Source organism: Paractinoplanes aksuensis, from assembly GCF_024137025.1.
GTDB classification, from domain to species: domain Bacteria; phylum Actinomycetota; class Actinomycetes; order Mycobacteriales; family Micromonosporaceae; genus Actinoplanes; species Actinoplanes aksuensis.
Window position 1 is genome coordinate 84,510 of sequence record NZ_JAMYJR010000018.1, and the last position, 20,850, is coordinate 105,359.

At 69.5% G+C, this 20,850-nt stretch carries 20 protein-coding genes and 1 tRNA gene; 2 read left to right on the forward strand and 19 right to left on the reverse strand.

The window, feature by feature from the left end:
* Positions 1-3: 3 nt before the first annotated feature.
* The 5 genes from M1L60_RS17855 to M1L60_RS17875 form a co-directional block, all read right to left on the reverse strand.
* Positions 4-828: a carbohydrate ABC transporter permease gene (locus tag M1L60_RS17855; protein ID WP_253238561.1), complete on the reverse strand. Its 825-nt coding sequence runs from the start codon at positions 826-828 to the stop codon at positions 4-6.
* Positions 825-1,778: a carbohydrate ABC transporter permease gene (locus M1L60_RS17860; RefSeq protein WP_253238562.1), complete on the reverse strand. Its 954-nt coding sequence runs from the start codon at positions 1,776-1,778 to the stop codon at positions 825-827. The genes M1L60_RS17855 and M1L60_RS17860 overlap by 4 nt, the downstream gene beginning before the upstream one ends.
* Positions 1,768-3,141, reverse strand: coding sequence for an ABC transporter substrate-binding protein (locus M1L60_RS17865; protein WP_253238563.1), 1,374 nt, complete (start codon positions 3,139-3,141; stop codon positions 1,768-1,770). The genes M1L60_RS17860 and M1L60_RS17865 overlap by 11 nt, the downstream gene beginning before the upstream one ends.
* Positions 3,138-4,595: an arabinosylfuranosidase ArfA gene (arfA, locus tag M1L60_RS17870; RefSeq protein ID WP_253238564.1), complete on the reverse strand. Its 1,458-nt coding sequence runs from the start codon at positions 4,593-4,595 to the stop codon at positions 3,138-3,140. The genes M1L60_RS17865 and arfA overlap by 4 nt, the downstream gene beginning before the upstream one ends.
* 76 nt (positions 4,596-4,671) lie before the next feature.
* The gene (locus M1L60_RS17875) at positions 4,672-5,682 is read right to left on the reverse strand and encodes a LacI family DNA-binding transcriptional regulator (RefSeq protein ID WP_253238565.1); all 1,011 of its coding nucleotides are present in this window, start codon (positions 5,680-5,682) and stop codon (positions 4,672-4,674) included.
* 96 nt (positions 5,683-5,778) lie between these two features.
* On the opposite strand from M1L60_RS17875, the gene M1L60_RS17880 reads away from it, so the two are divergent.
* A complete protein-coding gene (locus M1L60_RS17880) occupies positions 5,779-6,639 on the forward strand; it encodes an ATP-binding protein (protein WP_253238566.1) in 861 nt (286 codons plus the stop codon).
* On the opposite strand, the gene cysN is transcribed toward M1L60_RS17880, so the two are convergent.
* The 10 genes from cysN to M1L60_RS17930 form a co-directional block, all read right to left on the reverse strand.
* The gene (cysN, locus tag M1L60_RS17885; RefSeq protein ID WP_253238567.1) at positions 6,623-7,924 is read right to left on the reverse strand and encodes a sulfate adenylyltransferase subunit CysN; all 1,302 of its coding nucleotides are present in this window, start codon (positions 7,922-7,924) and stop codon (positions 6,623-6,625) included. The genes M1L60_RS17880 and cysN overlap by 17 nt on opposite strands.
* Positions 7,924-8,865, reverse strand: coding sequence for a sulfate adenylyltransferase subunit CysD (cysD, locus tag M1L60_RS17890; RefSeq protein WP_308208508.1), 942 nt, complete (start codon positions 8,863-8,865; stop codon positions 7,924-7,926). The genes cysN and cysD overlap by 1 nt, the downstream gene beginning before the upstream one ends.
* A gap of 27 nt (positions 8,866-8,892) precedes the next feature.
* Positions 8,893-9,780, reverse strand: coding sequence for a 3'(2'),5'-bisphosphate nucleotidase CysQ (locus M1L60_RS17895; RefSeq protein WP_253238569.1), 888 nt, complete (start codon positions 9,778-9,780; stop codon positions 8,893-8,895).
* Positions 9,781-9,801: 21 nt separating this feature from the next.
* Entirely contained in the window at positions 9,802-11,505 is a 1,704-nt protein-coding gene (locus M1L60_RS17900; RefSeq protein ID WP_253238679.1) for a sugar transferase, read from the reverse strand.
* Positions 11,506-11,787: 282 nt separating this feature from the next.
* Positions 11,788-12,390 (reverse strand): aminoacyl-tRNA hydrolase, encoded by a 603-nt coding sequence (gene pth / locus M1L60_RS17905; protein WP_253238570.1) that lies wholly within the window; start codon positions 12,388-12,390, stop codon positions 11,788-11,790.
* A 133-nt stretch (positions 12,391-12,523) separates the two neighbouring features.
* Positions 12,524-13,156 carry a 50S ribosomal protein L25/general stress protein Ctc gene (locus M1L60_RS17910; protein ID WP_253238571.1) on the reverse strand — a complete coding sequence of 211 codons (633 nt, stop codon included), beginning with the start codon at positions 13,154-13,156 and terminating at the stop codon, positions 12,524-12,526.
* A gap of 442 nt (positions 13,157-13,598) precedes the next feature.
* Entirely contained in the window at positions 13,599-14,579 is a 981-nt protein-coding gene (locus M1L60_RS17915; protein ID WP_253238572.1) for a ribose-phosphate diphosphokinase, read from the reverse strand.
* Positions 14,580-14,760: 181 nt separating this feature from the next.
* Complete coding sequence (gene glmU, locus M1L60_RS17920; RefSeq protein WP_253238573.1) at positions 14,761-16,218, reverse strand: bifunctional UDP-N-acetylglucosamine diphosphorylase/glucosamine-1-phosphate N-acetyltransferase GlmU; 1,458 nt, start codon at positions 16,216-16,218, stop codon at positions 14,761-14,763.
* A 67-nt stretch (positions 16,219-16,285) separates the two neighbouring features.
* Positions 16,286-16,356, reverse strand: a tRNA-Gln gene (locus M1L60_RS17925).
* Between the two features lie 147 nt (positions 16,357-16,503).
* Entirely contained in the window at positions 16,504-16,737 is a 234-nt protein-coding gene (locus M1L60_RS17930; RefSeq protein ID WP_253238574.1) for a hypothetical protein, read from the reverse strand.
* 328 nt (positions 16,738-17,065) lie between these two features.
* On the opposite strand from M1L60_RS17930, the gene M1L60_RS17935 reads away from it, so the two are divergent.
* Positions 17,066-17,770, forward strand: a complete 705-nt coding sequence (locus M1L60_RS17935; RefSeq protein ID WP_438862124.1) for a TetR family transcriptional regulator — start codon at positions 17,066-17,068, stop codon at positions 17,768-17,770.
* Here M1L60_RS17935 and M1L60_RS17940 read toward each other — a convergent pair.
* The 4 genes from M1L60_RS17940 to M1L60_RS17955 form a co-directional block, all read right to left on the reverse strand.
* Positions 17,767-17,985: a hypothetical protein gene (locus M1L60_RS17940; RefSeq protein WP_253238575.1), complete on the reverse strand. Its 219-nt coding sequence runs from the start codon at positions 17,983-17,985 to the stop codon at positions 17,767-17,769. The genes M1L60_RS17935 and M1L60_RS17940 overlap by 4 nt on opposite strands.
* A 48-nt stretch (positions 17,986-18,033) precedes the next feature.
* Positions 18,034-18,510, reverse strand: coding sequence for a DUF4383 domain-containing protein (locus M1L60_RS17945; RefSeq protein ID WP_253238576.1), 477 nt, complete (start codon positions 18,508-18,510; stop codon positions 18,034-18,036).
* Positions 18,510-18,986 carry a DUF4383 domain-containing protein gene (locus tag M1L60_RS17950; RefSeq protein ID WP_438862125.1) on the reverse strand — a complete coding sequence of 159 codons (477 nt, stop codon included), beginning with the start codon at positions 18,984-18,986 and terminating at the stop codon, positions 18,510-18,512. The genes M1L60_RS17945 and M1L60_RS17950 overlap by 1 nt, the downstream gene beginning before the upstream one ends.
* 64 nt (positions 18,987-19,050) lie before the next feature.
* Positions 19,051-20,847, reverse strand: coding sequence for an ABC-F family ATP-binding cassette domain-containing protein (locus M1L60_RS17955; protein WP_253238577.1), 1,797 nt, complete (start codon positions 20,845-20,847; stop codon positions 19,051-19,053).
* Positions 20,848-20,850 lie beyond the last annotated feature (3 nt).

A 20,850-nucleotide genomic window follows, 5' to 3' on the forward strand; every position in this document is an offset into this window, starting at 1 on the left:
GGTTCATCCCTTCAGACCGGAACGGGAGACACCCTCGATCACGTAGCGCTGCGCCACCACGAACAGCAGCAGCACCGGAATGCTGGCGACGAGCGCGCCCGCCATGATCACCGGGTAGTTGATCGTGTAGGCGCCCTGGAGGATCGCCAGGCCCGGCGGCAGCGTGAACTGCTCGGGGCTGAACAGCACGTAGATCGGCCAGATGAAGTCGTTCCAATTGGTCAGGAAGCTGATCACCGCCAGCGTGGCCAGGGCCGGTTTGGACAGCGGCAGCACGACGCGGGTGAAGATCTGCCACGAGTTGGCCCCCTCGAGCACGGCCGCCTCCTCCAGTTCCCTGGGCAGGCTCAGGAAGAACTGCCGCAGGAAGAAGACGCCGAACGCGCCGGCCGCCCCGGGGATGATCAGCGCCCACAGCGAGTCGAGCATGCCGAGCCGGTCGACCAGCAGGAAGTTCGGGATGATCAGCACGAAACCCGGGACGAACAGGGTCGCGATGATCATTCCGAAGATCAGCTTCTTGCCGCGGAACTCGAGCCGGGCCAGGGCGTACGCGGCCATCGACGCGATCGCCAGCACCAGCACGGCCTGACCGGTGGCGGCCAGCACGCTGTTGAGGAACCAGCGCAGCACCGGCGTCTGGTCGTTGCCCATGAGCGTGCTGAAAGCCCCCGTCGTGGGCTCGGAGGGAAAGACCGTGGGCGGCACCCGGGTCGCCTCGCTCGAGGTCTTGAACGTGGTCAGGGCCATCCACACCAGCGGCGCGACGAAGACCAGACTGAGTCCGATCAGGACGGTGTACCAGGCGATCGGCTTGACACGGCTCATGAGTCCTTCTCCCGGAACAGGCGGAACACGAGCAGGCTGATCACCAGCAGGCAGGCGGTGAGCAGGTAGCTCATCGCCGCGGCGCTGCCCATCTTGTAGTCGCTCAGGCCGACCTGGGCGATGTACATGATCGCCGTACGGGTCTCGGTGCCGGGCGCGCCCTGGGTGATCAGGTAGGACTGACCGAACATGTTGGCCGATACCAGCACCGTGTTGACCGTGACGAACAGCAGCACCGGCCGCAGCCCGGGCAGGGTCACGTGCCGGAACTCGGCCCACTTGCCGCCGCCGTCGATCCGCGCCGCCTCGTACAGCTCGCGCGGGATGTCCTGCAGGCCGGCCAGGTAGATGACCGCGTTGAAGCCGAGCGTCCACCAGACGGTCACGCCCACGAGCGTGACCCAGGCCCAGGGCAGACCCGTGGTCCACGGCGTGTCCCCGGGCAGCCCGATCGCGCCGAGCACGGAGTTGACCACGCCCAGGTTGGGGTCGAGCAGGAACCGCCAGAGCACACCGATCACGGCCACGCCGAGCACGTACGGCGCGAAATAGATCGCCCGGAACACCGTACGACCCCTGAAGTTGCGGTTGAGCAGCAGCGCGAGCATCAGCGGGATGACCAGCAGGAGCGGCACGCTGAAGGCCGTGAAGATGGCCGTCGCGGACAGGCTCTCCCACCAGAAGCTGTAGACGGCCGAGTTCGAGTCGAACAGCGCCTTGTAGTTGTCCAGCCCCACGAACGGCTTGCCGGGCAGCAGGTAGTCCCAGTCGTGCAGGCTGATCCACAGGCCGTACACCGCGGGCGCCAGCACAAAAGTGCAGAAGACCACGGCGTACGGAAGCAGGAACAGGTACGGCGTAAGCAGTGCGGTACGCCGCACCCGGCCGCCGGCGCCGGCCTCCTCGGCCTGCACCGGCGGCGTACGGGTCAGTGCGGTCTCAGCTGCCATACTTCTTGGCGTTCTGCTCCAGGAGCTGGTTGGCCTTGGCGGCGCCGTCGGCGAGCGCCTTGGCCGGCTCCTTGCGGCCGAGAACAGCCTCGTTGATCGCCGTGACCATGGTCGCCATGACGTCGGCGATGCCCGGCTTCGGCGGCAGGAAGTGCAGGTAGTCGATCTGGGTGCCGATGGCCGCCTGCTCGGGCAGGGCCTTGAACTCGGCGCCGTCGCGGATCTCGGCGCGGGCCGGCACCTGACCGCCGCGGGCCCACTCGATCGAGTGCTGGCTGATCCAGTTGATGAAGACCTTGCCCGCGGTCAGCTTGTTGTCGTCCTTGGCCTTCTGCTTGAACTGCACGAACTGGTGCGAGCCGGCCCACGCCGCCTTCTCTGTGCCGATCTGCGGCAGCGGCGCCACCCCCCACTCGAGGTTCTTGTCCTCCTTGAGCGTGTTGATGGTCCAGATGCCGTTCCAGTTGAACGCGTTCTTGCCGTTGCGCAGCGCGATGATGTCGGCGTCCTGGGCCACGTTCTTGGGGCTGAACCCGTTCTTGACGTGATCGGTCATCCAGGTCAGCGCCTTGACCCCCGGGTCCTCGGCGAACTGCGCCTTGGTCGCCTGGTCGTCGAACAGGCTGCCGCCGAACTGCCAGAGCAGCGACTGGAACTGCATGCTGCCGGTGAACTCGAACGGGGTCACCCAGTCGCCCTGGATCCCCTTGGCCTTCATCGACTCGAGGGCGGCCTGGTATTCGTCGTTGTTGGTCGGCGGCTTCTCCGGGTCGAGGCCGCCCTTCTCCATCACGGCCTTGTTGTAGAAGAAGCCGAGCGGGTGCACGTCGAGCGGGATCGCGTACCGGGTGTTGTTGTAGACGCCCGCGTTCCAGACCGGCGGCGAGAAGTCCTCGGCCTTGAAGTTGAGCGCCTTGGCCAGGTCTTCCAGCGGCAGGATGACGCCGCGGGCGGCATTGGTGGACACGTGGTCGACGTGCATGACCCCGACGTCCGGGCCGTTGCCGGTGGCGACGGCGGCCGGCGTCTTCTGGTAGTAGTCGGCCCACTGGTACGTGTTCATCGTGACCTTGATGTTCGGGTGCTCGGTGTTGAACTGGTCGACCAGCTTCTTCATGAACGGACCGTCACCGCCGGTGAAGCCGTTCCAGAAGGCCAGCGTCACGTTCGGGCCGGTGTACTCGGTCGGGGCGGCCGCGGCGTTCTGCCCGCCGCCGGTCACCTTCTCGTTGGGGCCACCGTCGCTGCACGCGCCGAGGAACACGGCGCCACCGGCGCCGGCGCCCAGAGCCATCAAATTACGGCGCGTGATACGGCCTTTAGTCGTTTTCAGGGTGGCGGGCGGGGCGGTCGGAGAGGTCATTTGGACTCCTCGGGAGTGAGGCACAGGGCGTGCCAGGAGACGGGAGGAAGGAGGATGTCTTCGTGCGGGGAAACAGTGGTCAGCTCGGGCCGGCCGGCGCTGAGCGTGAGGTGCTCGCGGAGCCGGTGGTGCGGGAACGCACGCAGATCGAGTGACAGCGGCACCGGCTCGGTGCCCCGGTTGACCAGGAAGACGGTGAGCGCGCCGGACTCCTCGTCGTGGGTGGCCACGGCGTCGACGGCCGGCACCTCACCGAAGCGGCCGGTGGTCATGTCCGGCGCGGTCAGGGCGGGGCGCAGCACGGTTCCCCGGGCCAGGCGCGCGGTATGCGCGAACGGGTGGAAAATCGTCTGCCGCCAGGCCCGGCCACCGGCCTCGGTGCGGATCGGCGCGATCACGTTGACCAGCTGGGCCTGGGCGCCGACGGTGACCCGGTCGGCGTGCCGCAGCATGCTGATCAGCAGGTTGCCGACCACCACGGCGTCCGTGCCGTTGTAGTCGTCCTCGATCAGGTGCGGCAGCTCCTCGATCGCCCGGTCCTCGGGCTCGGTGAACCGGGACTGGTACCAGACGTTCCACTCGTCGAGCGAGAGCTTGATCCGCTTCTGGCGGCGCAGCTTCGCGCGTACGTGGTCGGCCGTGGCCACGATGTTGTCGATGAATCCGTCGAGATCGACTGCCGACGCCCGGAAACTGGCCTCGTCGTACTTCTCGGGGTCGTAGTAGGTGTGCAGCGAGATGTAGTCGACCTGGTCGTAGGCGTGCTCGAGGACGGTCGACTCCCAGGCCGCGAACGTCGGCATGTCCGAGTTGGAGCTGCCGCAGGCGACCAGCTCGATGGTCGGGTCGACGCGGCGCATGGCGTGCCCGGCCCGGGCCGCGAGCCGGCCGTACTCGTCGGCGGTGAGGCTGCCGATCTGCCACGGCCCGTCCATCTCGTTGCCGAGACACCACAGCCGTACGTCATGGGGTTGCGCGACACCGTGCTTGCGGCGCAGGTCGGAAGCGGCCGTGCCCTCGGCCAGATTGCAGTACTCGACCAGCTCGGCCGCGGCCTCGACACCCCGGGTGCCCAGGTTGACGGCCATCATCGGCTCGACGCCGGCCAGTGACGACCAGCGCATGAACTCGTTGAGCCCGAACGCGTTGCTCTCGAGCGCCCGCCAGGCCAGGTCGAGCCGGCGGGGGCGGTCGCCGCGCGGGCCGACGCCGTCCTCCCAGCGGTAGTTGGAGACGAAGTTGCCGCCCGGGTAGCGAACGGTGGTCACACCGAGCTCGCGCACGAGGTCGAGCACGTCGGTGCGGAGCCCGTCGGCGTCGGCTGCCGGGTGACCTGGTTCGAAGATGCCCGTGTAGACACACCGCCCCATGTGTTCGACGAACGAGCCGAAGAGCCGCCGGTCGACGGGGGCGACCGTGAAGGCCGGATCAAGGGTGAGCTGCGCCACTACCATGCCAAGTTTTTACAACGTTGGATTCAACGTTGTAAAGAGACGACGGCCAAGATCCCGAAACAAATGCGAAACAGCGTCAGCCGGCGGTGCTCTCCCGCACCACGAGCCGGTGGTCCACACGCAGCTCCCGGGGCGCCCCGGCAGCGGCCGCCCCCTCCCCCAGCCGCTCGGCCAGCAGCTCGACCGCGAGCTGGGCGATGCGTGGCGCATCGGGCGCGACCGTGCTCAGCGTCGGCGTGGAGAACCGCCCGTCCTCGATGTCGTCGAAGCCGATCACCGCGACGTCGCCCGGCACCGACAGCCCCTGCGACAGCAACGTCCGCATCGCACCCAGCGCCAGCAGATCGTTGAAGCAGAACACCGCGTCCGGCCGCGAGTCCAGGTCGAGCAGCCGAGCCATCGCTGCCGCCCCGTCGGCCCGGTGGAAGCTCTCGGCCGGGATCTCGAGCGCCGGATCGACCGGCAGACCCGCCTCGGCCAGGGCCGCCCGATACCCGGCCAGGCGCTGGTGCGCGGTCACCGCCGACGGCCGGTTCTGCACGCCGATCGCGGCGATCCGCCGCCGGCCGAGGGCGGTCAGATGGCGCGTCGCGTCGGCCGCGGCCGCGGTGTTGTCGATCGCCACGTGGTCGGCCGGGCCGTGCCAGACCCGCTCGCCGAGCAGCACCATCGGGGTGCCGTCGCGCAGGGCCAGCTCCTCGCCGGCCAGCGCCAGCGGGCTGAAGATCAGCCCGTCGATGGCGTGCCGTCGCAGCCCCTCGACCAGGTCACGTTCGCGTTCGGCCTGGCCGTCGGTCTGGTCGATCAGCACCGTCCATGATCGACGTTCGGCGGCCTGCACGATGAGCCCGGCGATCTCGGCGAAATAGGGCGACTGGAGCTCGGGCACGGCCAGCGCGATCACGCCTGAGCGGCCGCTGCGCAGTTGCCGGGCGGCGATGTTGGGCACGTAGCCGAGCGCGTCGATCGCCGCCTGCACCCGGGCCCGGGTAGCCGGGGCGACGTGCACGTAGCCATTGACGACGTTGGAAACCGTCTTGATCGATACACCGGCCCGCGCGGCGACGTCCTTGAGCCCAGGTGGCACGGAGAAGGACTATACAACGTTGCAGGACTTAAGTCCGATCACCCGGCAGAGCTAAGGGGAGGCTAAAGGATCAGCGATCGAGATTACTGTGGCCGCATGTCCTTGAGCGCAGCGTGTCTGCCCGTGAAGGAGCCCGCCGTGCACCTCGAATCAGATGTCGACGCGTCAGTGGTCCTGCTGACAGTCGACGGCCGGTGGGACCGCGTGCTGTGGAAACTGACCACCGATCGGCTGCACAAATGCCTGGCCGAGCACCCCGAGGCGCTCATCGTGGACCTGTCCGACCTCGACGACCCGGGCGCCGAGAGCGCTACCACCTGGATGGCCGCCCAGCAGAAGGCGGCTGCGATGAACCCGTCGGTGCAGTTGGCCCTTTGCATCCCGCCCGAACTGCCGCTGGCCGACCGCATGCAGCGCCTGGGCGCCCGCCGCTACCTGCCCGTCTATGCCCGGGTGCGGCAGGCCCGGGTCGCCATCGCGGGCCGGTTGCCGCTCACCGAGCGGCTGGCGATCACCCTGCGGCCCGAACCCGACGCGCCCAGCATCGCCCGCAACCTGGTCGGCGACGCCTGCCTGTCCTGGGACAGGCACGAACTGCTGCACCCGAGCCGCGCGGTGATGTCCGAGCTGGTGAACAACGCCATCGAGCACGCCCGCACCGAGATGACGGTGGTGGTCAGCCTGCGTGGCGCCGGCATCCACCTCAGCGTGGCCGACGGTGTCGCCGCGCCGCCCCAGCTGCTCCGGATGAGCCGGGTGCTGCGGGGCCGGCCGCTCGACGAGCACGGCCGCGGTCTGCACCTGGTCAGCGTGCTCGCGACGGCCTGGGGCAGCCTGCCCACCCGCACCGGCAAGGTGGTGTGGGCGACACTTCAACCGCCCTTGCGGCAGCCGCGGAACTCCTCACCGCGGCTGCCGTCGAGCATCCAGAACGACGGGCCTACTGGGCCTCGATGATCATGCCGGCGGCCACCGTGCGGTTGGTGCTCTCGTCGATCAGGATGAAGCCGCCGGTGGTGCGGTTGCGCCGGTATTCGTCGGCCAGCAACGGCACCGTGGTGCGCAGCCGCACCCGGCCGATCTCGTTGAGCTGCAGCTGACCGGCCTGCTCGTCGCGGTGCAGCGTATTGACGTCGAGCCGGTACTGCAGACCGCGGACGACCGTGCGGGCCGTGCGGGTGGTGTGCTTGATGGCGTACTTGCCGCCGACCCGCAGCGGGGCCGTCTCGTCCATCCAGCAGACCATCGCCTCGATGTCCTGGGCGACCGCGGGCGCGTTGTGCGGGCGGCAGATCAGGTCGCCCCGCGAGATGTCGATCTCGTCGTTGAGCCGCACGGTGACCGACATGGGCGGGAACGCCTCGTCGACCGGGCCGTCGGCGGTGTCGATGGCGGCGATCGTGCTGGTCATGCCGGACGGGAGCACCAGGACCTCGTCGCCCGGCTTGAGCACGCCCGAGGCGACCTGGCCCGCGTAGCCGCGGTAGTCGGTCACGGTCGTCGACTGGGGGCGGATCACGTACTGCACCGGGAACCGAACGTCGACCAGGTTGCGGTCGCTGGCGATGTGCACGTGCTCGAGGTGGTGCAGCAGCGACGGGCCGTCGTACCACGGGCTGTTCTCGCTGCGCGAAGCGATGTTGTCGCCGTTCAGCGCGGACACCGGAATGATCGTCAGGTCGGTGATCTCGAGCTTGGCCGCGAACGAGGTGAACTCGTCGGCGATCTTGTCGTAGACCGCCTTGTCCCAGTCGACCAGGTCCATCTTGTTGATGCAGAGCACCAGGTGGGGCACCCGCAGCAGCGACGTCAGGAACGCGTGCCGGCGCGACTGCTCGACCAGGCCCTTGCGCGCGTCGACCAGGATCAGCGCCAGGTCGGCGGTCGAGGCCCCGGTGACCATGTTCCGGGTGTACTGGATGTGCCCCGGGGTGTCGGCGATGATGAACTTGCGCCGCGGGGTCGCGAAGTAGCGGTACGCCACGTCGATCGTGATGCCCTGCTCGCGCTCGGCCCGCAGGCCGTCGGTGAGCAGCGCCAGGTTGGTGTATTCGTCACCACGCGACGCGCTGGCCGCCTCGACCGCCTCGAGCTGGTCGGCGAAGATCGTCTTGGTGTCGTACAGCAGCCGGCCGATCAGCGTCGACTTGCCGTCGTCGACGCTGCCGGCGGTGGCGAACCGCAGCAGGTCCATGCGCGCTCCAGGCGCGGTCTCGGTGTCCGCAAGGACGGCCTGACTCATCAGAAGTAACCCTCTCGCTTGCGGTCTTCCATCGCGGCCTCGCTGACCTTGTCGTCCCCGCGGGTCGCGCCCCGCTCGGTGATCCGGGTCGCCGCGACCTCGTCGATCACCTTGTCCACCGTGTCGGCCTCGGAGAGCACCGCGGCGGTCTGCGACGCGTCACCGACCGTGCGGTAGCGGACCTTGCGCACCTCGGAGGTCTCGCCGTCGCGGAGCTTGATGAACTCGTTGACCGCGTAGAACATCCCGTTGCGCTCGACCACCTCGCGGTCGTGGGCGTAGTAGATGCTCGGCAGCGGCACCTGCTCCTTGGCGATGTAGTGCCAGATGTCGAGCTCGGTCCAGTTGGACAGCGGGAACACCCGGATCGACTCGCCCGGGTGGTGCTTGCCGTTGTAGAGGCCCCACAGCTCGGGCCGCTGGTTCTTCGGGTCCCACTGGCCGAACTCGTCACGGAAGCTGAACATGCGTTCCTTGGCGCGGGCCTTCTCCTCGTCGCGCCGGGCGCCGCCGAAGAGCGCGTCGAAGCGGTACTTCTCGACGGCCGCCAGCAGCACCGGGGTCTGGATCCGGTTGCGGGTGCCGTCGGGCAGCTCGCGCACGAGGCCGGTGTCGATCGCCTCCTGCACGCTGGCCACGACCAGGTTGAGCCCGAGGGTGGCGACCCGGGAGTCGCGGTATTCGAGCACCTCGGCGAAGTTGTGGCCGGTGTCGACGTGCATGACCGGGAACGGGATGCGGGCGGGGGCGAACGCCTTCTCGGCGAGCCGCAGCATCACGATCGAGTCCTTGCCGCCCGAGAAGAGCAGCACGGGACGCTCGAACTCGGCCATGACCTCGCGCATGACGAAGATGCTCTCGGCTTCGAGGGCATCCAGATGCGAGACGCGGTACGGCTTCGTCTGGCTCATCTGATGGGCTCCAGACCTCTCAAGGGGGATTGCGGCTACGTTGCCCTTAGACAACCGTCATTCTGACGGAAGGTGACGCTGCAGCGCTGCAAGCAACCGAGGAGCGAGATCCTTACGGCACACCACCAGGTCCGGCAACTTAGGGTCGGCCTCGTTGTATTTCAGCTCAGATCCGTCGATTCGGCTAGCGTGCAGCCCGGTGGCCAATGCCACAGCGACCGGCGCGGCCGAGTCCCACTCGTACTGGCCACCGGCGTGCACGTACGCGTCGGCCTCGCCGCTGATCACCGCGGCGATCTTCACGCCGGCCGATCCCATCGGCACCAGCTCGGCCCCGATGTCCTCGGCCAGGGCGGTGACGAAGGCCGGGGGCCGGGTGCGGCTGGCGGCGATCCGGATCGGGCCGGCCGTGGCGTCCAGCGGCATCGGCGGGTACGCCGGTGAGTGGTCGGTGGCGATCGTGCGGTGCTGGGCCGGCATGGCGACCGCGCCCGCGGCCAGGCAGGACGGGCTCGCGCAGTCGGCTGTCCAGAGCGCCACGTGCACAGCCCAGTCGGTGCGGCCCTCCTCGGAGAACTCGCGGGTGCCGTCGAGCGGGTCGATGATCCAGACCCGCGAGGCGCCGAGCCGTTCCGGGCGCACGGTGGCCTGCTCGCCCTCGCGCCAGGCGTCGCGGGCGTGGTCGTCCTCCTCGGAGAGCACCGCGTCGGCCGGGCGCCAGCGGGCCAGTTCGGCCCGCATCAGGTGGTGCGCGGCCTTGTCGCCGGCCGCCTTGAGAGCTTTGCCGTCGGCGTAGCCCATCTCTTCGCGTACCTGGAGCAGGGTCTGCCCCGCCCGGTCGGCCAGCCACCGGGCGAAGGCCGCGTCGATCACCGGCGGAGTGCCGCCGTCACTGCTCTCCCGCTGGGAGTTCACACGGGCCGACGTCTCTGTCCGCTCGCCCATCTGTTTGCAGCTCCTTACGAATCAGTACGCCCCGGACGAGCGCACCACTGCGGTCATGGTGCGCAAGAGGATGACCAGATCCAAACTCAGCGTCCAGTTCTCCACATAGCGCAGGTCCAACCGGACCGCTTCCTCCCACGGCAGGTCCGAACGTCCGGAAACCTGCCACAGGCCCGTCATGCCCGGCTTGACGGCGAGCCGGCGCCGCACGTCGTCCGCGTACGCCGCCACCTCAGAGGGCAGCGGCGGCCGCGGTCCGACCAGCGACATCTGCCCCAGTGCCACGTTCAGCAGCTGCGGCAGCTCGTCGAGCGAAAAGCGACGCAGATAGCGCCCGACCCGGGTCACCCGCGGATCGTCGCGCATCTTGAAGAGCACGCCGTCGTGCTCGTTGAGATGCCGCAGCTCGGCCAGCCGCGCCTCGGCATCGACATACATGCTCCGGAACTTGAAGATGCGGAACAACCGGCCGTCGCGACCCACCCGCACCTGTCGAAAGAGTACCGGCCCGCGGGAAGTGCACCGCACACAGAGTGCGAGGCCCAGCAGGAGCGGACCGAAGATCATCAATAGCGCGAGCGCGCCGATCCGGTCGAACACCTCTTTGACCAGCCTCGATCCGCCGTGCAGACGCGGGTGCTCGACGTGCAGCATGGGCAGCCCGTCGAACGGCCGGATCGTCGTCCGGGCCCCGGCCACATCGACCAGCGCGCTCGCCACGACCAGGTCGACCTCGTCGCGTTCGAGCCGCCAGGCCAGCCGCCGCAGCGCCGCGCCGTCGAGCTCGGGGCAGCTCAGCACCACCACCGTGTCCGCGTCGGCCTGCTCGACCGCGCCCGCCACGTCCTCGAACGTGCCGTAGACGGCCAGCCCCTGCGGCCCGCCCACTCCCACGCCGTCGTGCCCCGGCGGCAGGCACGCGCCCACCACCTCGAGCCCGTGGTAGCGCTCGCGCCGCAGCTGGCGGGACATGCCGATGACCGAGAGCTCGTGCCCGACCAGAATCACCCGGCGCAGGCTCTCGCCCCGGGCCCGCGACAGGTGCAGCCGTTTGCGCAGCGCGAACCGCAGGACGATGGCGGCGCCGATCGCCGTGGGCAGGGCGGCCAGGACGTAACTGCGGGCCAGATCAAGGTCCAGCGCGTACGACACCAGGGCCACCCCGGCGATCAGGCCGACCCCACCGCGCAGCACCCGCTGGTACTCGTCCGTGCCGACGAACAGATACCGCCGCTCGTAGGCCCGCGACACCGCGAGCACGGCCAGCAACAGCGCCGGCAGCAGGAGCGAAAGCACTACGTACGCCCGGTTGTAGCTGGTCACCTCGTCGCCGAAGCGCAGCCCGAAGGTGACCGCCCCGGCGGCCGTGCCCGCCATCAGGTCGCACAGCACCAGCGACCACACGTACTGGCGTTCCCAGCGCTGCCGGCGCGACATCGCGGCATGCCGGCCCCGCACCCGCACGAAGGGCCGTGCGGCCGGCCGGGTCGCCGCCGACTTGCTCGGACGATCCGACCAGTGCCGGTCGATGGCCTGGTTGCGGGCGACGTCGGTCTTGCCGCCGGCCGACAGCGGCGCCGCGTTGTCGGGCTTGCCGGGCGGCGGGTCGAGCCGGTTGGGCGAGGTCACCCGGCTCGGAGCCGGCCGGGTCGGCGTCAGGTGCATCGTCGTTCCGGCCGGCGGCGGGCTCATCGGCACGATCGGGGCCGGGATCCTCGTACGCATGGGCCCGGCATTGGCCGGTGGATGGTTGGCCCATCCGTAGTTCTCCGGCGCGTGCACCGGAGGTTTCACCGGGCGGATCGCCGGTAGCAGCACGGTCGGCTGGGACAGCACCGCCTCATGCGCGGACAGCTTCTGCTGCACCCCGAACCTCCCCCAAACGCCGGTCGCTTTTGCACCGAACCGGTGCATACGTCTGACCAACGGTCGGACAGTCGAGAGCGTCACGGGATCGCAGGACGGACAAATCCGCCCAAACGATCTAAACGTTTCGACTCCGCGGCATCAACCGCCGTGGTATTTGTTCTGCGCCCACTCCACGCCCTCGAGCACGATCGCCTCGACGACGTCGGCCGCCCGGTCGACCAGGAAGTCCAGTTCCTTGCGCTCGGCGCCGGCGAAATCGGAGAGCACGTAGTCGGCCGGATCCTGCCGGCCGGGCGGGCGGCCGATGCCGAACCGCACCCGCGCGTACTCCTTGTCGGCCAACGATTTCGACATGGAGCGCAGCCCGTTGTGGCCGCCCTCACCGCCGCCACGCTTGGCCCGAATCTGTCCGAACGGCACATCAAGCTCATCGTGCACGGCAATCACGTTCGACACAGGGACTTTGAAGAACTGAGAGAGCGAGACCACAGGCGCGCCCGACAAGTTCATGTAGGTCAGCGGCTTGAGCAGCACCAGTTTCGGGCCACCACTGTGTTGACCAGAGCTCACCAGTCGCCCCTCGGCCACCTCGCCCTGGACGCGCTTGGCCCGGCCGAACTTCGCGCCGACCCGGGACGCCAGCAGGTCGGCCACCATGAAGCCCACGTTGTGCCGGTTGCCGGCGTACTCCTTGCCCGGGTTACCCAGACCGACCACCAGCCACGGCGACTCGTCGCTCACAGCCCACTCCTCCAGACACCCATCCGACCGCCCCGCCCGCCACCCGAACCCGACTGAAGGCTGAACACACGACGGGGAAAGTGCCCACAAGGCACTTTCCCCGGTCTTCGTTCGTACGCCGACTAGGCGGGTCCTACTCCTCGGTCGCGGCCTCGGCGGTCTCGCCCTCGGCGGCAGCCTCGCCGCCCTCGGCGGTCTCGCCCTCGAGCTGCTCAGCGGTCTGCGCCTGCGAGACGATCGCGAGCACGAAGTCGGGCTCGACGGCCAGCTCGGTGCCGCTCGGCAGCGTCACGTCGGCCGCGGTGATCTGCGAACCCGCCTCGAGGCCCTCGATGGACACCTCGAAACCGGACGGCAGGTGCATGGCCTCGGCGACCACGGCCAGCGTGTTCGACTCGTTGACGACCAGGGTGTTGCGGGCGGCCTCGCCGACCAGCGTCACCGGGACGTCGACCTGGACCTTCTCGCCACGCTTGACGATGATCAGGTCGACGTGCTCGTAGGTGTCCTTGATCGGGTCGCGCTGGATGGCCTTGGGCAGGGCCAGCGTGGCGCCGGAGGCGCCGGCGATGTCGATCGTGAACACGGTGTTGAGGCCGCCGTGCCGGATGGCGGCGGCGAACTCACGGGCCGGCAGCGCGATGTGCTGCGGCTTCTCGCCGTGGCCGTAAAGCACGGCGGGCACCAAACCGGCCCGGCGCGTGCGGCGGGCACCACCCTTGCCGAACTCGGTGCGGGGCTCGGCGCTGATCTTTACCTCGGACACGGGGAAACTCCTGAAACTCTTGGATCGGGCTGCGACTCAGTCGGCGTGCTTGCGGTGCGGCAGTTATGTGGCTGGCGGCCGCCGTCGGTGCTGGAGGCCGTCGTCGGCGCTGCCGGGCAAGGGGCGCGCGGGGCACAGGCCCGGAGCACCGCGTCGATCACGGTGCCCCCGAAATGGCTGCGAACCTCAGCAGACCGCGGGGCACCCTCGCCGTGGCAACCGCACTATCTTACCTACTGCGCGCGCGTACGAATCAGCGGGTCCGGCGCGGTCCGGCACTGTGCGCGAACTTCACCCGCTCGATGCCCCCGGCAGCCCCACAAATCCGGCAAACGGCCACGCCGGCGCGATGTGCGAATCACAAAACCGCGAAAAGCGAGATTGCCGGCCCGGCCGCCTCACCCGAACCGGGGCAACTCCGCTCCGCCCGAACCCGAGCAGCTCAGCTCAGTCCCCCGAACAGGGTTGTCACCGAGCCGTCGTCGAACACCTCGCGGATGGCCCGGGCCAGCAGCGGCGCGATCGACAAGACGGTGATCTTGTCGAGGCGCTTCTCGGCCGGCAGCGGCAGCGTGTTGGTCACGACCAGCTCACTGATCTTGCTGTTCTTGAGCCGCTCGGTCGCCGGGTCGGACAGCAGCGCGTGCGTCGACGCCACGATCACGTCGGCCGCGCCCTCTTCCCACAGGATGTCGGACGCCTTGGTGATCGTGCCGCCGGTGTCGATCATGTCGTCGACGATCAGGCAGACCCGGCCCTCGACCTCACCGACGACGCGGTTGGCCACCACCTGGTTGGGCTTGAGCGGGTCGCGGGTCTTGTGGATGAAGGCCAGCGGGCAGCCGCCCAGCCGGTCGGTCCAGCGCTCGGCCACCCGCACGCGGCCCGAGTCGGGCGCGACCACGGTCAGCGGACGGCCCGCGTACTTCTTCTCGACGTGCTCGGCCAGGATGTCCATCGCGAACAGGTGGTCGACCGGGCCGTCGAAGAAGCCCTGGATCTGCGCGGTGTGCAGGTCGACCGTGAGGATCCGGTTGGCGCCGGCGGTCTTGAGCAGGTCGGCGACCAGGCGCGCCGAGATCGGCTCGCGGCCGCGGTGCTTCTTGTCCTGCCGCGCGTACGGATAGAACGGCAACACGACTGTGATCCGCTTGGCCGACCCGCGCTTGAGCGCGTCGATCATGATCAGGGTCTCCATGACCCAACGGTTGACACCTTCGGTCATCGACTGCACGACGAACGCGTCCGAGCCGCGCACTGAGTCCTTGAAGCGGACGAAAATCTCACCGTTGGCGAACTCGTACGAGTCGGCGGGGGTCGGCGCGACGCCGAGCACCTGGCCGATCTCTTCCGCCAGCTCCGGGAAACCCCGACCGGAGAAAAGCATCAGAGACTTGCGGTTCTCCGCGACGATGCTGCCCATCGGCTCGCTACTCCCGTTGGATCGAGGGGGTGGGGATGTGATTCGAGTGAAGTATCCCCCGCGGCCACCTTCGCGCCACGTTCCGCGCCCGCCGGGTGGGATGCCTCACCCTCGCGGGATCATTCCAGCTCAGAGTGGGTCGTTCACGCGGCCGGTGCGCGTCGGATTCCCGTCAGTTGACTCAGACGGCCGTGCTGACCTCGCCGCCCTCGTCCTTCCGGGCGATCGCCCGCTCGGCCGCCTCGGCCGACACCGTGCCGGCCCGGCGCCGGGTCACCCAGTTCTCGACGTTGCGCTGCGGCGCCCGGGTCACGCCCAGGCTGCCGGCGGGCACATCCTTCTGGATCGCGCTGCCCGCGGCCACGTACGCCCCCGGCTCGATCTCGACCGGCGCGATGAGCACGGTGTCGGAACCGACGAACGCGGCCTCACCCACCGTGGTGTGACTCTTGGTGACGCCGTCGTAGTTGGCGAAGATCGTGCCCGCGCCGATGTTGGCCTTGGCCCCGATCGTGGCGTCACCCACGTACGACAGGTGGGGAACCTTGGCCCCGTCGCCCAGCTCGGCGTTCTTGGTCTCGACGAAGCCGCCGACCTTGGCCTTGCGCCCCAGCCTGGTGCCCGGCCGCAGGAACGAGAACGGCCCCACTGTCGCCTCGGCCCCGATCTCGGCCCCGATCGAGTGGGTCCGCAGCACCACCGCGCCCGCGCCCACCGTGCTGTCGATAAGGGTCGTGTCCGGCCCGACGATCGCGCCCGCGGCCACCGTGGTCTCGCCCAGCAGCTGCGAGTTCTGGTCGATCTCGGCGTCCGGCTCGAGCCGCGCGGTCACGTCGATCCAGGTGGTCGACGGGTCGAGGATCGACACGCCCGCACGCATCCAGGCCTCGTTGACCCGGTCGCGCATCAGCGCCCGCAGGCTCGCCAGCTCGGCCCGGTCGTTGCAGCCCAGCGTCTCGTCGGCGTCCGGCGCCACGAAGACCCCGACCGGGTGACCCACCGAGGCCAGGATCCCGAACACGTCGGTGAGGTATTCCTCGCCCTGGTCGTTGTCGGTCGACAGCTTGGACAGCGCCTCGCGCAGGGAGGCCGCGTCGAACGCGTAGATGCCGGCGTTGATCTCGCGGATCGCGCGCACCTCGGCCGACGCGTCCCGCTCCTCGACGATCCGCTCCAGGTTGCCCGCGGCGTCACGCACGATGCGGCCCAGCCCCGACGGGTTGCCCACCTCGGCGGCCAGCACGGTCGCGCCCCGCGCGCCGGACTCGTGCGCCTCGATCAGGCTGCTCACCGTCTCGGCCCGCAGCAGCGGCACGTCGCCGTTCAGCACCACGACGGTGCCGGTCACCTCGGGCGCGGCCTCGAGGGCCAGGCGTACGGCGTGACCGGTGCCGTTCTGCTGGGCCTGGAGCACGGGGGTGGCGGCCGGGGCGACCTCGGCCAGGTGGGCCTCGACCTGCTCGGCCTTGTGCCCGACGACCACGATCGTCCGGTCCGCCCCGGCCGGCGCCGCCGCGCTCAGCACGTGCCCGACCAGGGTGCGCCCGAGCAGCGGGTGCAGCACCTTGGGGGTCGCGGACTTCATCCGCTTGCCTTCACCGGCAGCGAGGACGACGACGGTACGAGGGGCCTGACTCACGCGGTACTCCTGTGCTCGCAGTAGTCACTGAAGAAGGGGCGGCGACGACTCAGCCACAGACGCATTGCTCCCGGAAGAGGATTCGAACCCCTATAAACGGCACCAAAAGCCGCGGTCCTACCATTAGACGATCCGGGACCAATCAGACATTCGCCCATCGGGCCATGTCCACCGGTCATATCTTAGCGGCACCCCGGCGCCGCCCACCCGCCCGGCGGCGAGAGGCCGGCGCCACACTCGTCACCCCAGGGCAACTTCACGGCGCCGGCCCCTCGCCGGTCGGCCTCAGGCCGCGTTCGGCAGCGGCACGGAACGCTCCCGCGCCGCCTCTTGCTCATGGCGGACCGCCGCCTGCTCGTCACCACCCTCACGGGCGATCGCCGCCATGTGCTCGTGGAACTGGGCGGCTGTCTCCTGCGATCGCCGCGCCTGCTCGTGCAACTCAGCTCGTGCCTGTTTCAGCTCCTGCCGGTTCCGATCCTCGACCCACGTGCGCAGCTCGTCGTAACTAAGCGCCATGACTACCCCCTAGTCGCTCGTCTAGTTCGCCCAGCGTACGCGCATCCGCCAGCATCCGATCGATGTAGAACCACTCGTTCGATCGATACGTCGCGATCCCTGTCCATCTGCGCGACAACCTCGATTCGAGCAAACTCGAACTTTGCGCGCTCTTCCGAATTCAACTGACCACTCCTTCCTGACCGAGTACATCCTGATGTACCTACATAATTACGCTGAGACGAAGAGGTGTAAGCCCCAAGGTGTGCCAAGTGCCGCTGGCTCGAGGTCAGGCTGCTCGGCGCATGCTGGATGCATGGTTGGCTGCACCCTCCGGCGCCACGGGGCAATGGCTTCACAAGGGACCTGGCAGGATGGCTGGGTGACGGATCCTGGCGAGGGCGACGGCAAACAGCGGCGGGTCCGACCGGCGACGGCCCCGCGGGTGCGCATGTCGGCGGCCCAGCGGCGGGAGCAGTTGATCGCGATCGGCCGTCAGCTCTTCGCCGAGCGGGGATACGACGCCACCAGCGTGGAAGAGGTCGCCTCGCGGGCCAAGGTCTCGAAGCCGGTGGTCTACGAGCACTTCGGCGGCAAAGAGGGGCTGTACGCGGTCGTCGTCGACCGTGAGGTGCGGGCGCTGCTCGACCGGATCACCACCGCGCTGACCGCCGGCCACCCCCGGGAACTGCTCGAACAGGCCGCTCTGGCCCTGCTCGACTACATCGAGGACGAGCCGCACGGGTTCCGGGTGCTGGCCCGCGAGTCGCCCGTGTTGTCGCCGGCGGGCACCTTTTCGAGCGTGATGAACGACGTGGCCCACCAGGTCGAGCACATTCTGGGGGCCGAGTTCAAGTCCCGGGGGCTCGATCCGAAGTTCGCCGAGCTCTATTCACAGGCCCTGGTCGGCATGGTCGCGCTGGTCGGGCAGTGGTGGCGCGAGGCCCGCAAGCCCAAGAAAGAGATGGTGGCAGCCCACCTGGTCAACCTGGCTTGGAACGGCCTGTCCAACCTCGAAGCGAAACCAACCCTGATCACCCGCAAAACCCGCTAGGCAGGGCCGAGCCGGGTTGGGCTGGGCTTCTCGAACAGCGCGGCTGCCGTGACGACCCGCGCGCCAGTGCGGGGTATGGGGCTGGAGAAGCTGTCGGCCCGGGCCGGCGTGTGCCGGCCGGTGCCGGACCCGACGACCAGGCGGCCCTGGTCGAGGCGTCGCGGATCGCCGAACTGCAGCACGCCGAAACCGCTGGCCCCGCCCCGGCCGGACACGCCGGGCCGAGGTTCTGGTGAGACCGCGCAGCTAAGGCCGGGCGGTCGTCAGGAAGTGGGGGCGGAGGCGCGGGACCCGTGCGCGGCCCGCGACTCGCCCTGCGCCGCCTCGGGGGTGCCGATCTTGCCGTAGAGGCCGGCCGTAAGCACGACCAGGCCGAGGGCGGCCAGCACGATCACGTTGACCATCGAGACGTTGAGGACGTTCGCGTCGGTCTGGATCAGGGCCATTGTGATCATGGCGTAGCCCGCCAGCACCCACCCCAGCACCAGCGTGACCCGGTAATACACGTTGCGGCCGAGCACCACCGCGGCCAGCAGCACCACGCCCAGCAGCAGCGTGAGCCACGCCGCGGCCGGGTTGGTGCGCAGGCCGAGCACCCAGTCGGAGCCGCGGTGGAAGAACGGGTCGCCGGCCGTCACGCCGAGGCCGATGGCCCCGACCAGCGTCAGGTAGACCCCGGTCAGGAAGGCCAGAGCGCGGAAGACGGGACGCAGGGGGTGGTTGAGGGGGTAGTGCGCCATCAGGCCGGGCGGCCCTCGCGCACCTGCCGCGGGGCGCCGACCTGGGACTGCGGGGCGACCTTGAGGTAGAGCCCGGCGGTGATCAGCGCGAGACCCACGAGGTAGGTCGCCACGACCGTCGCGATGGTGAAGCCGAAGAAGTTGGCGTCGGTGCGGCTGGTGGCCAGCTCGTAGCTGCCGATGACCAGGACGGCCCAGCCCAGGTATTTGTTGGCCTCGACGTCCAGGTTGCGGCCGAGCGCGGCGGTGGCCAGCACGATCGCGCCGACGGCGAGCGCGATGATCGACCACAGCATGTTCGAGCCCTGGCCGAGCACGCGGACGTCGCTGGCGCCGGTGAAGCTCTCGCCGGACGTCTGGATCAGCCCGATGACGCCGAACGCGACCAGGTAGGCGCCGACGAGGAAGCTCAGCGCCCGGTACAGAGGCCGCAGCGGGTGGTTGACCGGGGTGTGCGCCATGGTGTCCGTCTCCAAGTCAGGTGTTGTACCCGCCGATTCTCGCGTATTGCCCCCAAGCGGCGCAGGCACACCCCCCGGATCAGCTTCCGGGCACCTGCTCGGCCAGCTCGAGCCAGGCCTCCTCGACCTCGCCGCGTTCCTGCTGAACGGCCTTGAGCTGGGCGTCGAGCTCCATGATCTTGTCGTAGTCGCTGCCGTGCTCGGCCAGCTTCTCGTTGATCTTGACCACGCGCTCGTCGAGCTTGGCCAGCTGCCGCTCGAGCCGGGACAGGTCTTTGCGAGCCTGCCGCAGGTCGGCCGCCGAGAGGCCGCTCGCGGCCTCTTTCGGTACGCCCGGAGCCACCGGCCCGCCGCCGTCAGTGCGCTCGGCCGCGCGGGCCAGGTATTCGTCGATGCCGCCGGGCAGGTGCACCAGCCGCCCGTCGCCGAACATGCCGTACGCCGTGTCGGTGACCCGCTCGACCAGATAGCGGTCGTGGCTGGCCACGATCATCGTGCCCGGCCAGGAGTCGAGCAGGTCTTCCAGCGCGGCCAGGGTGTCGGTGTCGAGGTCGTTGGTGGGCTCGTCGAGCAGCAGCACATTGGGCTCGGTGGCGAGCAGGCGCAACAGCTGCAACCGGCGCCGCTCGCCGCCCGACAGGTCGCTGACCGGCGTCCAGATGCGCTTGTCGGTGAAGCCGAACACCTCGGCCAGCTGACCGGCCGACAGCTCACGGTCGCCCAGCTTGACCCGGCGGGCCACCTCTTCGACCGCCTCGAGCAGGCGCAGGTCGCCCGGCAGCTCCTTGAGCTCTTGGGACAGGAACGCCGCGCGCACCGTCGAGCCGGTGACCAGCCGGCCGCCGTCGGGCGTGGTGACGCCGGCCAGCAGCCGCAGCAGGGTGGTCTTGCCGGCGCCGTTGGCGCCCAGGATGGCGAACCGGTCGCCCGGCCCGACCTGCCAGGTCAGCCCCTCGAGAATCCGCTTGGGCCCGGCGTCGAGCGTCACGTCCTCGAGGTCGTAGACCTGTTTGCCGAGCCGCGTGGTGGCCAGCCGCTGCAGGCTCACCTTGTCGCGCACGGGCGGAACGTCGGCGATCAGCGCGTTGGCGGCGTCGATGCGGAACTGGGGCTTCGACGTCCGGGCCGGCGGGCCCCGCCGCAGCCAGGCGATCTCTTTGCGCAGCAAATTCTGCCGGCGAGCCTCGATGACGGCCTCGACCCGCTGGCGCTCGACCCGGGCCAGCGTCCAGGCCGCGTAGCCGCCCTCGTACGTGAGCACCTGCTGGTCGGCGACCTCCCAGGTCGCCGTGCAGACCGCGTCGAGGAACCAGCGGTCGTGGGTGACGACCACCAGCGCGCCCCGGCGGGTCAGCAGGTAGCGCGCGAGCCAGTCGACACCGGCCACGTCGAGGTGGTTGGTGGGCTCGTCGAGGATCAGCAGGTCGCTCTCGCGGACGAGCAGCGCGGCCAGCGCGACCCGGCGGCGCTCGCCACCCGACATCGGGCCGACCGGGGTGTCGAGGCCCAGGTAGCCCATGCCGAGGCCGTCGAGGATGGCCCGCACACCGGCGTCACCGGCCCACTCGTGCTCGGCCCCCATGCCCTCGGACAGCCAGGCCGTGCCCAGCACGACGTCGCGCACGGTCGCCTCGGCGGCCAGCGAGAACGTCTGGGGCAGGGTGGCCACGCGCAGGTCGCGCCGGTGGGTGACCCGGCCGGAGTCGGGATCCTCACTCTTGGCCAGCATGCGCAGCAGCGTCGACTTGCCGGCGCCGTTGAGGCCGACGATGCCGATGCGGGCGTCGTCGTCGAGTCCGAGAGAAACGTCGGTGAGCAGCTGGCCGGCGGCGCCGTAACCCTTGCTCACCCGGTCCAGGTTGATGATGTTCGCCACGAT